The sequence below is a fragment of the Haloarcula sp. H-hyl6 genome, assembly GCF_056934455.1.
Window position 1 is genome coordinate 1,768,061 of the sequence record NZ_JBRIIK010000001.1, and the last position, 13,785, is coordinate 1,781,845.

Consider the following 13,785-nt stretch of genomic DNA (forward strand, 5'->3'; position numbering starts at 1 on the left):
AACTCTCGCGGCGCTCGATGCCCCGCTACTTCTCGACCGGTAACAACGCCACTCGCTCGCGGACGGCGTCGGCCAGCGTCCCGTCCGTGGCGTCGAGTTCGGTGTCGCTCACGTCGAAGAAGGAGCGAACGCGCTCGGGGTCGTACTCCCCGAGGACGGCGGCGGGTTCGAGACGGTCACGCAAGTCGCCGGCCGCCGCGGCCTCGTCCCCGCCGACGACCACGGCGACGACCGGACACCCGCCCTCGCAGACGCCCATCTCCAGTGCGCGATTGATTTGCCGGCGGCCGGCCGCGTACAGCAGTATCTCGACGCCGAAGTCGTCGGCGATGGCGTCGTCGCGCTCTCGGGCGCGTTCGGCCAGCGCCACCGCCCGTTCGAGGTGGGCGCGGTCGACGACGTACCGGGCGTCGAACGCCTGTATCGTCGCGCCGTGTCGGTCGCCGAGTGCGTCCAGTCGCCCGACGAACTCGCCCACGTCCGGAATATCGGCCCGGCCTTCGACCACCCGCATCAGAAATCACCCAGACTGGCTTGGTCTTCGCCCGTCTCGACGCCCTCGTCGTCCTCGGCGGCGTCCCTCGGGGCGGCGTCGGCCACCTCGACGTCCGGGTCCGGTTCGACGCCCTCCATCGACGGGTCGCGGTGGCCGGCGTTCTCCAGTACGTTCTCGGCGGTCTTCCGACGGCCCCGGAGCGCCGCCAGCACGACCGGTTTCGCGGCGTCGCGCAACGCCGCGCGGTCGTCGATGCCGGCCTCGAACAGTCGCCGGGCGCGCTTTCGACCGACCCCGCGGACGCCTGCGAGGTCCACCAGTTCCTCTCGCACCCCGTGTTCGACGCGGATGCGGGCCTCGCTGACCGCACGGGCGGCGTCTGTGTCTATCTCGCCCGCCAGTGACTCGGCGGCCCCCAGCAACCACTGCGCGGTCTCGACCTTCCCACGGATGTCGCCCGGCCCGACCCCGTAGCGCTCGGTGATGGTGTCCTCTTCGACTTCCTCGGCCCAGTCCTCCAGCAGGCGGGCGGTCTTCAGCGCCGAGAGCCAGTCCTCGAACCGCTGGTCCTCGAACTCGGAAGGGGTCGGCCCGAGCAGTTCCTCCTCGCGTTCGTACAGTTCCATCTCGTACTCCTCCCGGTCTCCCGAGCGGAGGTACAGTTGGTACATGTCCGGCGTGCGCGAGACGAGGTGGTACAGGCCCAGCGCCGAGAGGTCGTCCGGGTCGGCGTCGCCCGCGGCGGCCTGTTCGTCGGCCAGTTCGCTGGCGGTGGTGAATCCGTCGTCGGCCGCGTCAGCGGTCGTCGACGCGGCGGCCGACCGCTGCCAGTCCCGCAGTCCGTCGATGATTTCGGCCGCGCTCATCGGGTCCAGATAGAGGCTGGAGACGGTGTGGCCCAGCGACGTGGCGTCGAGTTCGTCTCGTGGCTCATCGCCGCTCGACTTCGAGGCGCTCCGCGCCTCGCCATCCCCGCCGTCGATTTCGAGGAAGCCGTTCCGTTCGAGGTAGGTCAGCATATCGTCGACCACGCGCTCTAGCCGCCCCGTCTCGTCGGTCTGGCTGGCATAGAGCGTCTCCTCGAGGAACTCCAGCAGCCCCGATCGGGAGCGCGCGAACCCCGAGGCGACGGTGGCGAGGATGTGGGTCCGCATCGCCGGTTCGGCGGCCAGTTTCGACCGCACGGGTTCCGGGTCGGCCCAGACGTAGCGCTCGAACAGTTCGTCCAGTTCGTCGTGGCTGTTGGCGACGAGGACGGCCTCGCCGTAGGGGTCCAGTCCCGGCCGTCCGGCACGCCCCATCATCTGGTGGACCTCCAGCACGGAGAGGGGTTGCATCCCGCCCGCGGTCCCGTCGTAGCGCCGCCAGTCGCGGACGACGACGCGACGGGACGGCGTGTTGACCCCGGCCGCGAGCGTCGGCGTCGCACAGACCACCTTCACCAGACGGTCCCGGAACGCGTCTTCCACGAGTTCGCGGTGGCCGCGCGCGAGGCCGGCGTGGTGGAAGGCCGCGCCCTGTTCGACGGCGTCCGCGAGGTCGTCGCTCGTCTCCGTGTCGCTCACGTCCCGAATCTCGGCGGCCACGTCGGCGAGTTCGGCTTCCTCCTCGCTGGTGAGGTGCGGCCGGACCGTACTCCCCAGTCGGCCTGCGGCGGCCTCCGCGTTGCGGCGGGAGTTGACGAACACGAGCGAGGACCCGCCCTCCTCGACCAGGTTGCCGTCGTCGTCGTAGTCGTCCTGTAGGGTGTCACGGACGACGGCGGCGGTCGGTTTCTCGTTGTTCTGGACCGCCAGCCGGCGTTGGCTCCCGTCTTCGAGGTGCAGGGCCTGCCCGTAGTGGACCCCCTTCTGTAACTCGATGGGGCGCCAGTCCGAGTCGACGAGTTCGGCGTCCAGCCACCCCGCGAGTTCGTCGGCGTTGCCGATGGTCGCCGACAGCGCCACCGTCTGTAGGTCGGGGTTCAGCCGTCGGAGTTTCGCCAGCGTCACTTCCAGCGTCGGGCCGCGCTGTCCGTCGTCCACGAGGTGGACCTCGTCGCTGACGACGCAGGTCAGCTCTTCGAGCCACGGCGCATCGTTTCGCACGAGGGAATCGACCTTCTCGCTGGTGGCGACGACGATGTCCTTGTCGCCGAGCCACCCGCCGTCGGACTCGTAGTTGCCCGTCGAGACGCCCACGTCGAGGCCGTACTGCTCGAACTGCTCGAACTCGGCCTGCTTCTCGCTGGCGAGGGCTCGCAGGGGGACGATGTAGAGGGCTTTGCCCCCGCGAGCGACGGCCGACAGCATCGCCAACTCCGCCACGAGGGTCTTGCCGCTGGCGGTGGGGATGGCCGCGACGAGGTTCTGCCCCTCGGTGACCCCCGCCTCGACGGCCTCGGCCTGTGGCGGGTACAGTTCCTCGATGCCGTCCTCGCGCAGGTGGTCGGGTAGCCAGTCGGGGACTCCCGGCAGGTCCGCAACGTCCATTGTGCCCCCGTTGGGTCCCGCCCCGATTTAAACTGTCGTCATCACCTGCCCGCCGTGAGGGGAACGCCTTTGCCCGTCACGGGCCAACGCCGACGTATGTACGTCGAATACGACCGTGACACCTGTATCGGTATGTTCCAGTGTGTCGCGGAGTGGGACGCCTTCGAGCGAGACGAGGACGCCGGCAAGGCGGTGCTGGCCGACAGCGAGGAGGAGTCCGAGGACCTGTTCGTGCGCGAGATACCCGAGGACGCGGAGTTCGACGCGAAGTTCGCGGCCCGGGCCTGCCCCGTCGAGGCTATCACTATCTACGACGAGGACGGCGAGCAGTTGGTTCCCTGACCGCGAGCGGTCGAAACTGACAGGAGTCTGCCGCTCTCACTCCCGGTCGATGGTCCGCCGTCTCCTCCGTCGACTCGTACAGGGCGTCCCGGCCCTGCTCGCCCGCGCCGGACTAGTCGACCGCCAGAAGGCCACCGAGGCCACCGACCTCGCCGCGCCGGTGATGGTCACCGGCGGCCTCCGCATCCTCCTGCGCCTCGCGGACTTCCTGATGGTCGGTATCGCACTCGGCGACGCCGCCATCGCCGGCCTCGAACTGGGCTTTCAGTACTACTTCGTCGGTTTCGGCCTCTCGCTGGCGGTGTCCTCGGGCACTATCAGCGTCGTCTCCCGGTTGCAGGGGAACGACCAGTCGGCCCGTGCGAACCTCGCGGTCAAGCAGTCGCTGTGGATAGCCCTCCTGCTGTCGGCGCCGCTGACGGCCGTCTCGTGGCTCTACCCCGACGTACTGGTCGGCGTCCTCGCCGACGACGCGGCGACGGTCGACTTCGGTGCGACGTACCTCTCCATCGTGATGCTGTCGATGGCCCCGCGTTTCTGGAGCATGGTCGCCTCGCGGGCGCTGGCCGGCAGTGCGGACACCCGCACGCCGATGTACGTCCGCCTCCTGACGCTTCCGACCAACGTCGTCCTCAACGCCGTCCTCATCTTCGGACTCGGGCCATTCCCGCGACTGGACATCGCCGGGGCGGCCATCGGCACCGCCGTCGCCAACACGCTGGCGGCGGCCATCTTCTTCGGCTTGCTGGTCTCGGGGCGGTACGCCGTCCAGTTGTCACTTCGGGGCCCGCAGTTCGACCTCGGTCTGCTGACCGAAATCGTCCGCGTCGCCCTGCCGTTGTCTGGGATGCGCCTCCTCCAGACGTTCGCGCGGTTCCCGTTCCTGTTCGTCCTCGGGGTGCTGGGGACGCCGACGCTCGCGGCCTACGCCATCGGCCGCCGGGTGATGTTGCTGGCGCTGATGCCCGCGTGGGGGTACGCGACGGCGGCGTCGACGCTCGTGGGTCAGCACCTCGGGTCGGGCGAGGAGTCCTCGGCGGCCGAGTACGGCTGGCAGACCCTCCGGGTGGCGCTGGCCGTCCAGTTGGCCATCGGTGCCGTCCTCGTCGTCTTCGCCCGCCCCGTCGTCTCGCTGTTCGGCACCGAGTACCCGGGGCTGGCCGCGCAGTTCGTCCGTGTGTTCGGTCTCATCGTCGCCGGCTTCTCCGTCTCGCGGACGATGCGCGGGAGCCTGCGGGGGGCCGGCGACACCCGCTGGCCGCTCTACGGCACGGTTCTCGGCGGCTACTGCTTCCGTCTCCCCGTGGCGGCGCTCGCGCTCCCGGCGTCGTTCGCCGTGACGCTCCCGGTGGTCGGCGTGACCGTCGCGCCCGGCCTCGGCCTCGGTCTGCCCGCAATCTTCGTCGCCCTCGTCGGCGACTTCTACCTGAAGGCGGCGGTCAACACCGGCCGCTTCTGGACGGGCAAGTGGCGCGACGTGGCCCGCCGGTCCGGCGTCGGCGTGGCCGACGACTAATCGACTCTGGCCTCGGCCTCCACCTCGACGACGGCCCCTTCGGCGGCGAGTCCCGACACCTCTACCATCGTCGCCGCCGGCCGAACGTCGCCGAACACCTCCTCGTGGGCGCGGCCCACCTCCGTCTGGTGGGCCATCTCGGTGACGTACATCCGGGTGGCGACCACGTCGTCGGCGCTCGCCCCGAGGTCGCCCAGCGCGTCGGTGATGATGCCGAGCGCGTGTCGCGTCTGCTCGTAGGGCTGGCCGGGCGCGACCACCGCGCCGTCGTCGTCCGTCGCGATGGTCCCGGCGACGCGGACGGTGTCGCCGGTGCGTACCGCCCGCGAGTAGCCGACGCGCTGTTCCCACTCGGTGCCCGTCGAGACGCGCTGTCTGTCCATGCCGACGCTGGGTCCGGCAAGCCGATAGCCGTTTCTCAAGGTTTAATGCGGGGCCTGCGATAGACTCAGCCATGAGCACGGCAACGAAACTCGTCCTCGGGACCATCGCCGTATCGGCACTGCTGTCACTCGCCATCGTCGCCAACCTGATTCTGTTCTCGGCCTGATGTTCACCGAGCGCTCGCTTGCGGGGGAGCTACCGGACGTCCGGGCCGCGTACGCCCCCGACGCGCTCGTGTTGAACTGCCAGCGGGACTTCGAGACGCTGGACTCGGCCGTCGCCGAGGAACTCCTCCTCGTGACCGACTCGGTCGACCCGCTCTCCTACGACCCGTCGTGGGTCCCCGAGAGCGCACCCGACCAACTCCACCGCCTCGCCGGGGGAGACCTCACGATAGGGATGCCCGGCGACGGCGGCGTCGCGTGGACCCACCAGACCGAGCCACCCTGCGTGTTCGTCAAACCGCGACTGGAGACGTCGCCGTCGGACTTCGTGGATTTCCTCGTGGCCGAGGCGCTCGTCGAGGTGGGGCTGGACGAACCCGAACACTTCCTCGGCTTCTTCGGCGAGCGCTACCCCGAGTTCGCACGCGTCACCGACCCGCGACTCGACCCCGCGGGCACCTACCAACTGGCGGCGGCGCTGTACGACGCCTACCTCGGTCTGCGGACCCGCACCGAGTTCACCGACTGGGCCGAGGACTTCCCCGCGCTGTACGAGGCGTGGGTCGACGCCGGGGAGCGACTCGAACCGCGGCTCTCCGACCTCGCGGGCGAAATCGCACGCGGTCAGACCGAGTTCGCCGCGGCGGCGGAACTGGCCTGTAGCGCGGTCAAACACGGCGTCAACCTGCCCGCACCCTTCGCCGCACTCGACACGGAGGCCTACCGGGAGTACGGTGCCGACTACGCCGTCCAGTGGGCCGAGAAGACCTTCGAGAAACTGGACTGAGAGTCGACCCGGAGTTGGGAGAGAGTCGATACGGTTTCGACCCGTATGCGGAACAGAGTCGCCCCGAACTTCGAAAAACGGCCTTTTACCCGTCGCACGTCGTCCCAGTCGGGAGGCACCCGCCTCCCGTGACTCCATGGACGAGCCAACATCGACCCGACGACGACTCCTTCGCGCGACCGGGGCCCTCGCGATGGCCACGGTGGGTGTGGGGGCCACCGGCACCGCGGCCGCCGGGAGCAGTAACGCACGAGAGTTCGGACGTGTCTACGCCAACGACGTGCTGTGGCGGACGACCGTGGTCCGCGTTCTCGACGAGCGACCGGACCCGGAGGACAAACTCTACTTCCTCCACGACGGCGACGGCCCCATCGTCGCCAACGAGGACGCGAGTGCGGACCAGTTGTCCCCGTTCGTCTCCGAGTCAGGCCCCGGTGACCGGGACTGGAACGGGGGAAAGTGGGTGACGTACAGCGCGAAAGTGACGGACGTCGACGCGTTCAACGCGGACGCGCCGCTCTCGAACGACGCGGACGTCTTAGACGCCGACTACGTCGAGGTGACGCTCGGAAACCCCGGCTTCGGCCCGCCGAACTACTTCGTCTGCCCGCTGAACGGCCGCGCCTGAGGCCGTTCGGCGTCGCTCTCCGCGCCGGCGTGTACGATGTCAGACAGCGTGTCACAGACGGTCCAAGACGGCGTCGGCGTCGTAGTTGAGCGTCAACTCGCGGGAGCGGCCCCGGCCCTCGACGTCGGTGTAGTCGGCGTCGATGATGCCCAACTGGTCGAGTTTGTTGATAATCTCGGAGTAGCGGGTGTACCCCAGTCCGCTCGTGTCGTTGAACGCGTCGTAGATGTCGCCGGCGCGCTTGCCGTCGTGTTCGGCGATGACCTCCACGAGTTGGGTCTCGGAGTCTGACAGTTCCTGCAACCGCCGGGAGAGGTGGACGTATTTGGACTTGTCGTAGGCCGACTCCACGTCCTCCAGTTCGACCGACCGGGAGGCCCGCATCTCGGCGTTCATCCCGGCCCGGCGCAGGAGGTCGATGCCGACCCGCAGGTCCCCGCCCTGTTCCTCGGTGAGTTCGGCGACCCTGTCGAGCACCGCCGGCCCGACGACGCCCTCGTTGAACCCGCGCTCGACCCGTTCGTCGAGGATGTCGACGATTTCGGTCTGGTCGTACTTGTTGAAGTACACCTCCTCGGGCCGGAACACCGACTGCACCCGCGTATCGAGCGCCTCGATGACGTCGAGTTCGAGGTCCGAGGAGACGCAGATGACGCCGATTTTCGCGCCGGAGTGAGCCTCGTGCGCCCGCAGCAGGGAGTACAGCGTGTCGCTGGCCTCGGACTCGTAGAAGAGGTAGTTCACGTCGTCCAGCGCCACCACCAGCACCTCGTCTTCCTCGACGAGTTTGTCGGTTATCTGTGAGAACAGCTTCTTGAAGGAGATGCCCGAGGAGGGGGGTTCGTACTCGAATATCTCGGCGAACAGCCGCGAGAAGACGGCGTAGCGCGTCGAGTCGACCTGACAGTTGACCCGGACCGCTCGCACGTCCGTCTGGGCGGTCAGTTCGTCGAACAGAATCTGGGTGGCCGTCGTCTTGCCGGTGCCCGGCGGGCCGCGAGCGATGACGTTCAGCGGCCGCGACCCGCGGACGGCGGGCCGGAGCGAGTACTTCAGCGTCTCCATCTGACTCGACCGGTGCTTGAACGTCTCCGGGAGCCAGTCTATCTCGAAGACGTGCTCGTCCCGGAACACGGACTCGTCCCAGCCGAGCATCCCCTCCTCGGGGTCGTCGCTCATCACTTTCACCGAGCTTCCCGGACCACTTAACCATTTGCCACCGATAGTGAAAGTGAAACCGGCCGAGGGCTGACCGACGCCCGCGTACGCCCGCTGGCGGCCCCGTCGCACTCGACAACCCACCTCAGTATCTGGGGTGGCGAATCGTTTTGAGACTCCCCGAAGTAGTCGTGACGTATGAGCAACAACTCCGGCCGACAGTTCGCGGCCGCGCCGACGGTCTGTCCGTTCTGTGGCGTCGGGTGTAGCATCGAGTACGACGGACAGGGGAAGGCCACGGGGACGGCGGGACCGGTGAACACGAAGGGCGAAATCTGCCCGAAGGGCGCGGCGGCGTTCGACGTGGTCGACCACGAGGAGCGACTGACCGACCCGCTGGTCCGCGAGGGCGGCACGTTCGTCACGGCACCGTGGGACGTGGCGCTCGACCGGGTGGCCGAGAGAATCGGCGACGTCGTCGATGCCCACGGTCCCGACGCGGTGGCCTTCTTCGCGTCCTCGAACTGCACGAACGAGGAGAACTACGTCTTCCAGAAGGTGGCTCGGATGCTCGGGACGAACAGCGTCGACAACTGCGCGCGCCTCTGTCACTCCTCTACGGTGGCGGCGATGAGCGAGCGGTTCGGTGCGGGCGCGATGACGAACACGCTCGAGGACATCCGGGAGACGGACTGCCTGTTCGTGACCGGGGCGAACCCCGCCGAACAGCACCCGGTCATCTTCCGGTCGTACCTCCTGCCGGCGATACGCGACGGCGCGACGCTGATTCACGTCGACCCCCGCGAGAACGCCACCACGGACGCGGCCGACGTCCACCTCCCGGTGCGACCGGGGTACGACATCCAGTTGCTGAACGCCGTCGCGGCCGTGCTACTCGAGGAGGACCTGCTCGACCACGAGTTCCTCGACGAGCGGACGACCGGGCTCTCGGAACTGACCGACCACCTCGCGGCCGTCGACGTGGACGCGACGGCGCGGGAGGCGGGCGTCGACCCCGAGACGCTCCGCGAGGCCGCCCGCGCCTACGGCCGCGCGGACCGCGCCGCCGCCATCACCGGCATGGGGATGAGCCAGCACCACTGCGGGACCGACAACGTCCACGCCCTGCTGAACCTCGCGCTCCTGACGGGCAACGTCGGGAAACCGGGGACCGGCGTGAACCCGCTCCGCGGCCAGAACAACGTGCAGGGGGCCGGCGACGTGGGCGCGCTTCCGGGCGTCCTCCCCGGCTACGAGTCGGTGACCGACGACGCGGCCCGCGAGCGAGTCGCCGCCGAGTGGGGCGTCGAACCGCCCGCGGAACCGGGACTGACGGAGACGGTCGCCACCCAGCGGTTCGGCGAGGACGTCCGCGCCGCCGTCGTCTTCGGCGAGAACCCGGCGGTCACCGAACCGGACGCCAACGCCGTGGCCGAGGCGTTCGACGCCCTCGATTTCTGCGTCGTCGTCGACCTCTTCGAGACGGAGACGACGGCCCACGCCGACGTCGTGTTGCCGGGCAGTTCGTGGGCCGAGAAGGGCGGCACCGTCACCAACACCGACCGCCGCGTCATGCGGATGCGGCCCAACGCCGACACGCCGGGTGCGGCCCGCCGTGACCTCGACGTCGTCTGTGCACTCGGTCGCCGCCTCACCGACCACCCGGCGCAGTTCGACTACGACGGCCCCGAAAGCGTCTTCGAGGAACTGACGCGGGTGTCGCCGATTTACGGCGGGATGTCCTACGAAGGCATCGGAGAGGGGTTCCAGCGGTGGCCCATGCCCGAGGGCGCGGCGTCCGGCACGGGCGTCCTCCACACCGAGACGTTCGCCACGGGGTCGGAGCGCGCACCGCTGGTGCCCGTTGACCCGGTGCCGCCCGCCGACGAGGTTGGCGAGGACCAACTCGTGTTGACCACGGGGCGGGTCATCCAGCACTTCAACAGCGGCGCGCTCACCCGGCGCTCCCGTACGCTGCTGCGGATGCGAGAGAACGACGTCCTCCAGATACACCCCGACGACGCCGCGGCCCGCGGTATCGAGGACGGCCAGCGCGTCCGCGTGGGGAACGACCGCGGCGAGGTGACCGTCGCGGCCGCGGTGACCGACGCCGTCCCGACGGGCACGGTGTTCTGTACGTTCCACTACGCGGAGCCACTCGTCAACCGCGTCGTCGGCGACACGCTCGACCCGGTGGCGGACATCCCGGAGTACAAACACTCGGCCGTGACCGTCGCGCCAGTCGAGTCCGACGGGGAGTGAGCGGTCGTCGCCCGCCGCTCAGTCGAACTTCCCCAGCAGGTCCGCGTAGAAGCCGTCGCCGCCGTCGTCGTCGGCCAGTTTCTCGACGATGAGTTCTGGCGTCGAGCGGGCGAGTTTCCCCTTGACCGGCGAGCGGTTCACCCGCAACTCCCCGTCGACCAGCCCCTCCGCTTGGATGCCGTCGACGGTGAGGTCGGCCGCCGACGCCTCCAGGACGTCCTCGGCGAGGTGCGAGACGAACACGCCGGTCGCCTCGCGCTCGGTCAGCGATTCGAGGATGCCGGCGATGATGGTCGCCGCCGCCCCGGGTTCCGTGATGGATTCGAGTTCGTCGACCAGCACCATCACCGGCCGGTCCGCGGTGATGTCGGTGACGAGTGCGCCGAACTCCCGGAGCGTCGACTCGAACGCGCCGGCGTCCAAGGTGCCCTGCGTCTTGGCGTGGTAGTGCAGTTCCGCGACGCGACCCACCCGGGCGGACTCGGCGGGGACGGGCAGGCCCATGTGGGCCAGCGTCGTCACCAGCGCCACCAAATCGAGCGTCGAGGTCTTCCCCCCGCTGTTGACGCCCGACAGGACGGTGACGCTGTCGACGCCGTAGTCGACGGGTTCCACCTCCTCGAAGGGGACGTCGAGCAGCGGCGAGCGTCCACCCTCGATGTCGAACCCGCCGTCCTCGGTGACCTCGGGCATCGTACACTCGAAGTCGGCGGCGAAGCGGGCGACGGCGAGTTCCACGTCGAGTTCCAGCGCGTTCGCGACCAACTGCTCGGCGTCGGCCCGCACGTCCGCGAGGTCGTCGGCCAACTCGCGTTTCCGCCGGGTCGCCCGGCGGTCCCGCGCGGCGGTCAGTTCTTCGCGGAGGCGACTCACGACGTCCTCCTGCCGTTCGACCGGATACGTGGGTTCGTCCGGGAACGCCCGGCGGGCCATCGCCTCGGTGTCTCGCAACTGGAGGGCGTCGACGAGGTGGTCCCGCGCTCGCTCGACGGCGGCGGCGTACTCGTCGGCCAGTTCGCGGTCCAGCAGGGAGTCGACGCCAGCGCCCCGTTCGACCAGCGACAGGAGGTCGGTCCCCTCGATGGTCACGTCCCGTTCCTCGATGGCCTCCCGCAGGTGGTCGTTGGCGACGCTCTCGGCCGTCGAGACGGCGGCGTCCAAGTCGTCGACGGCCGTCGCCAGTCGGTCGAGTTCGTCGTCGCCGCGGACGCTCCCGTCCTCGTCGAGGCCGTCGAGGGCGTCGGCCAGCGCGCCGAGGTCACAGGGGGCGTCGAGACCGGCGGCGCGGTGGACCTCGGCGGCGGCCGCCACCCGGTCGCGGTTCCGCGCGAAGAAGGTGAGGACTCGCTCGGGGACGACGGCGGCGGGTTCGTCCAGCGCGTCCGGTTCGACGCGGACGTCGCCCTCCACGTCGACGCCGGCGAAAGCCTCGTCCAGCGCCACCACCGTCGAGTACGAGCGGGCGAGTTCGGCGAGTTGCCGGGCGTCGTCGACGACTTCGACGCTCACCTCGGGGATGGCCTCCTGTGCGGCGGCGTACCGTTCGGCGTCGCTGGTCGCCAGACAGCGGTCCCGGACCCGCACGTCGCCGGGTTCGGCGAGCGGTTCGACCCCGGCGAGCGCCTCCCGGACCGCGGGGTCGGGGTCCCGTGCCATCGCGCGTTCGCTGAACTCGCGGACCTCCTCGATGCGCGAGCGGACGCCGCTGGGGTACAGCGTCTCCAGTCGCTTCGCGGCGTAGTCGGTGACCGTCCGGGACTGGAGGAGGCCCAGCGCGTCGCGGAAAATCTCTCTGGCCCGCGGCGTCGCCGCGAACCCCCCGGGGTCGTCGTGGTCGGCCCGGATGGCGCCCCGTGCGATGCGGGCCGCCCGCCCCTCGCTGACGCCCGGCGCTCGCGAGAGCGTGGCGACGTCGCCCTCCCGGAGCGCCCGTTCGGGGTCGTCCAGTTCCCGCAGCGCCGTGGCCGTCTTCGCCCCCACGCCCGGCACCGATTCGAGTTCCATCTGTCGGCTCATTCGACGCCGACGAGAAAAAACCTCGCGTCGTCCTCAGCCGTCGTGTCGCGGCCGCGACTCGGTGTGCGCACCGCTCTCATCGCTACGTCTGTATGCAGAAAACCTATGTTCGCGTTGGCCGGTTGGTCGGATAGATGGCAACCGACGCCACCGACGTCCGCGGCCCGGTCCGAACGTTCGCCGAGGACTACGGCCTGTTGGTCGTCGCCGGCCTGTTCGCCGCTCTCGGCGTCGTCGGCATCGCGCTGTACGTCTTCGGCGATACGGCCTACGCCGAGCGGCTACTGGAGCGGTACGGACTCGTGGCGCTCCTGTTCGTCTTCGTCCTCGAAGGGGCGATGCTGCTCTACTTCGCGCCCAGCGAGGCGCTCGTCCCGGCGGCCGTCGCCGTCCTCGCACAGACCGGGGGCGGGTACGACGTGCCGACTGTCGCGGCCATCCTCGTGGTGGCCGTCCTCGGCGCGACGGCGGGCCAGACGGCGCTGTTCCTGCTGGCGAAGCGCGGGGGCCGCGAGTGGCTCCTCGACCGGCCGTGGTTCCGGGTCAGCGAGGGCCGGATGGACCGCTTCGGCCACATGTTCGACCGCTTCGGCCTGCTGGCGGTGCCGCTCAGCAACACGCTCCTGTTCACCCGGGGGATGCTGACGGTGCCGGCCGGCGTCGCGGGGATGGAGACCAAGCGTTTCGTCCCGCTGTCGGCGCTCGGCACCCTCTCGTTCGAACTCCTCCTGATGGCGGCGTCGATGGGCGTGCTGGAACTGCTCTAGTCGACCGTCTCGATGCGCTCGCGGAGCCACGACGCCGCTTCCCTGACGCTCTCGGGGTCGTCGCCGGTCACCTTCACCCGTCCCGGCGTGTCGGCCTTCCGGGGGTAACTGCCGACGGCGACGCCGAACTGCTCGCGGGCCGTCGTGATGGTGCTCACGACGGCGCCCTCCGGCGCGGGCGTGTGGATGGTCTCGGTGGTCCGGTCGCCGCCGAACTCCTCGGCGACGGTGGCGAACATCGCCTTCAGTTCCTCCGGGATGCCCGGCATGACGTAGACGCCGTCGACGACACACCCGGCGGCGAAGCTCTCGTCGGTCAACAGCGGTCGAGCGCCCTCCGGGACGCCCGCCCACGCGTCCAAGTCGAGGTCCATGTCGTACCGATCGACCATCTCGGGGTTGGCCTCGGCGAACCGCTCGGCCTTCGCTTCGAGGTGGGCGCGGACCTCCTCGGGGACGACCATCTCGCGGTCGAACGCCCGCGCGACGGCGGCCTTCGTCACGTCGTCCGGTGTCCCGCCGATGCCGCCGGTCACGAGGACGGCGTCGAAGGCCGCCTGGTACCGGGCGACGGCGTCGGCGATGACCGCCTCGTCGTCGGGAACCGTGAGAATCCGCGTGACCGTCGCGCCCGCGTCGGTCAACTGCCGGGCCAACCACGTCGCGTTCGTGTTCTCGGTGTCGCCGGCCAGCAACTCGTCGCCGACGGTGAGCAACGCTACGTCCATATCGGTCGGTCGCGCGCGAGCGAGGTAAGGGTTCGCTCGCTCAGCCGTCGTCGGTGTCGGCGGTTC

General features: G+C 69.7%; 13 protein-coding genes. 7 read left to right on the forward strand and 6 right to left on the reverse strand.

Annotated features, from left to right (window positions below):
- Nucleotides 1-25 precede the first annotated feature (25 nt).
- Together cgi121 and Hhyl6_RS09335 are read right to left on the reverse strand one after the other, a co-directional pair.
- On the reverse strand, nt 26-514 hold the full coding sequence (cgi121, locus tag Hhyl6_RS09330) for a KEOPS complex subunit Cgi121 (RefSeq protein WP_483738930.1): 489 nt from the start codon (nt 512-514) through the stop codon (nt 26-28).
- A complete protein-coding gene (locus tag Hhyl6_RS09335) occupies nt 514-2,967 on the reverse strand; it encodes an ATP-dependent DNA helicase (protein WP_483738931.1) in 2,454 nt (817 codons plus the stop codon). Before Hhyl6_RS09335 ends, cgi121 begins: the two co-directional genes overlap by 1 nt.
- 96 nt (nt 2,968-3,063) lie before the next feature.
- On the opposite strand from Hhyl6_RS09335, the gene Hhyl6_RS09340 reads away from it, so the two are divergent.
- Nucleotides 3,064-3,309: a ferredoxin gene (locus Hhyl6_RS09340; protein WP_470311402.1), complete on the forward strand. Its 246-nt coding sequence runs from the start codon at nt 3,064-3,066 to the stop codon at nt 3,307-3,309.
- Between the two features lie 49 nt (nt 3,310-3,358).
- Nucleotides 3,359-4,825 carry an MATE family efflux transporter gene (locus tag Hhyl6_RS09345; protein ID WP_483738932.1) on the forward strand — a complete coding sequence of 489 codons (1,467 nt, stop codon included), beginning with the start codon at nt 3,359-3,361 and terminating at the stop codon, nt 4,823-4,825.
- On the opposite strand, the gene Hhyl6_RS09350 is transcribed toward Hhyl6_RS09345, so the two are convergent.
- Nucleotides 4,822-5,208: a RidA family protein gene (locus Hhyl6_RS09350; protein WP_483738933.1), complete on the reverse strand. Its 387-nt coding sequence runs from the start codon at nt 5,206-5,208 to the stop codon at nt 4,822-4,824. The two genes, Hhyl6_RS09345 and Hhyl6_RS09350, sit on opposite strands and share 4 nt — an antisense overlap.
- A 71-nt stretch (nt 5,209-5,279) precedes the next feature.
- On the opposite strand from Hhyl6_RS09350, the gene Hhyl6_RS09355 reads away from it, so the two are divergent.
- The 3 genes from Hhyl6_RS09355 (at nt 5,280) to Hhyl6_RS09365 (ending at nt 6,788) form a co-directional block, all read left to right on the forward strand.
- Nucleotides 5,280-5,375 (forward strand): hypothetical protein, encoded by a 96-nt coding sequence (locus Hhyl6_RS09355; RefSeq protein WP_483738934.1) that lies wholly within the window; start codon nt 5,280-5,282, stop codon nt 5,373-5,375.
- The gene (locus Hhyl6_RS09360; protein ID WP_483738935.1) at nt 5,375-6,160 is read left to right on the forward strand and encodes a DUF7089 family protein; all 786 of its coding nucleotides are present in this window, start codon (nt 5,375-5,377) and stop codon (nt 6,158-6,160) included. Before Hhyl6_RS09355 ends, Hhyl6_RS09360 begins: the two co-directional genes overlap by 1 nt.
- 136 nt (nt 6,161-6,296) lie before the next feature.
- Nucleotides 6,297-6,788: a hypothetical protein gene (locus Hhyl6_RS09365; protein ID WP_483738936.1), complete on the forward strand. Its 492-nt coding sequence runs from the start codon at nt 6,297-6,299 to the stop codon at nt 6,786-6,788.
- A 51-nt stretch (nt 6,789-6,839) separates the two neighbouring features.
- On the opposite strand, the gene Hhyl6_RS09370 is transcribed toward Hhyl6_RS09365, so the two are convergent.
- On the reverse strand, nt 6,840-7,967 hold the full coding sequence (locus Hhyl6_RS09370) for an ORC1-type DNA replication protein (RefSeq protein ID WP_483738937.1): 1,128 nt from the start codon (nt 7,965-7,967) through the stop codon (nt 6,840-6,842).
- A gap of 177 nt (nt 7,968-8,144) precedes the next feature.
- Here Hhyl6_RS09370 and fdhF point away from each other — a divergent pair, with 177 nt between their 5' ends.
- Nucleotides 8,145-10,208, forward strand: coding sequence for a formate dehydrogenase subunit alpha (gene fdhF / locus Hhyl6_RS09375; protein WP_483738938.1), 2,064 nt, complete (start codon nt 8,145-8,147; stop codon nt 10,206-10,208).
- A gap of 18 nt (nt 10,209-10,226) precedes the next feature.
- Here fdhF and Hhyl6_RS09380 read toward each other — a convergent pair whose 3' ends face one another.
- Nucleotides 10,227-12,212, reverse strand: a complete 1,986-nt coding sequence (locus tag Hhyl6_RS09380) for a MutS-related protein (RefSeq protein ID WP_483738939.1) — start codon at nt 12,210-12,212, stop codon at nt 10,227-10,229.
- Nucleotides 12,213-12,358: 146 nt separating this feature from the next.
- Between Hhyl6_RS09380 and Hhyl6_RS09385 the strand changes: the two genes are divergently transcribed.
- Complete coding sequence (locus tag Hhyl6_RS09385) at nt 12,359-12,991, forward strand: DedA family protein (protein WP_483738940.1); 633 nt, start codon at nt 12,359-12,361, stop codon at nt 12,989-12,991.
- Here the strand turns inward: Hhyl6_RS09385 and Hhyl6_RS09390 are convergent.
- Complete coding sequence (locus Hhyl6_RS09390; RefSeq protein WP_483738941.1) at nt 12,988-13,719, reverse strand: competence/damage-inducible protein A; 732 nt, start codon at nt 13,717-13,719, stop codon at nt 12,988-12,990. The genes Hhyl6_RS09385 and Hhyl6_RS09390 overlap by 4 nt on opposite strands.
- Nucleotides 13,720-13,785: the final 66 nt, after the last annotated feature.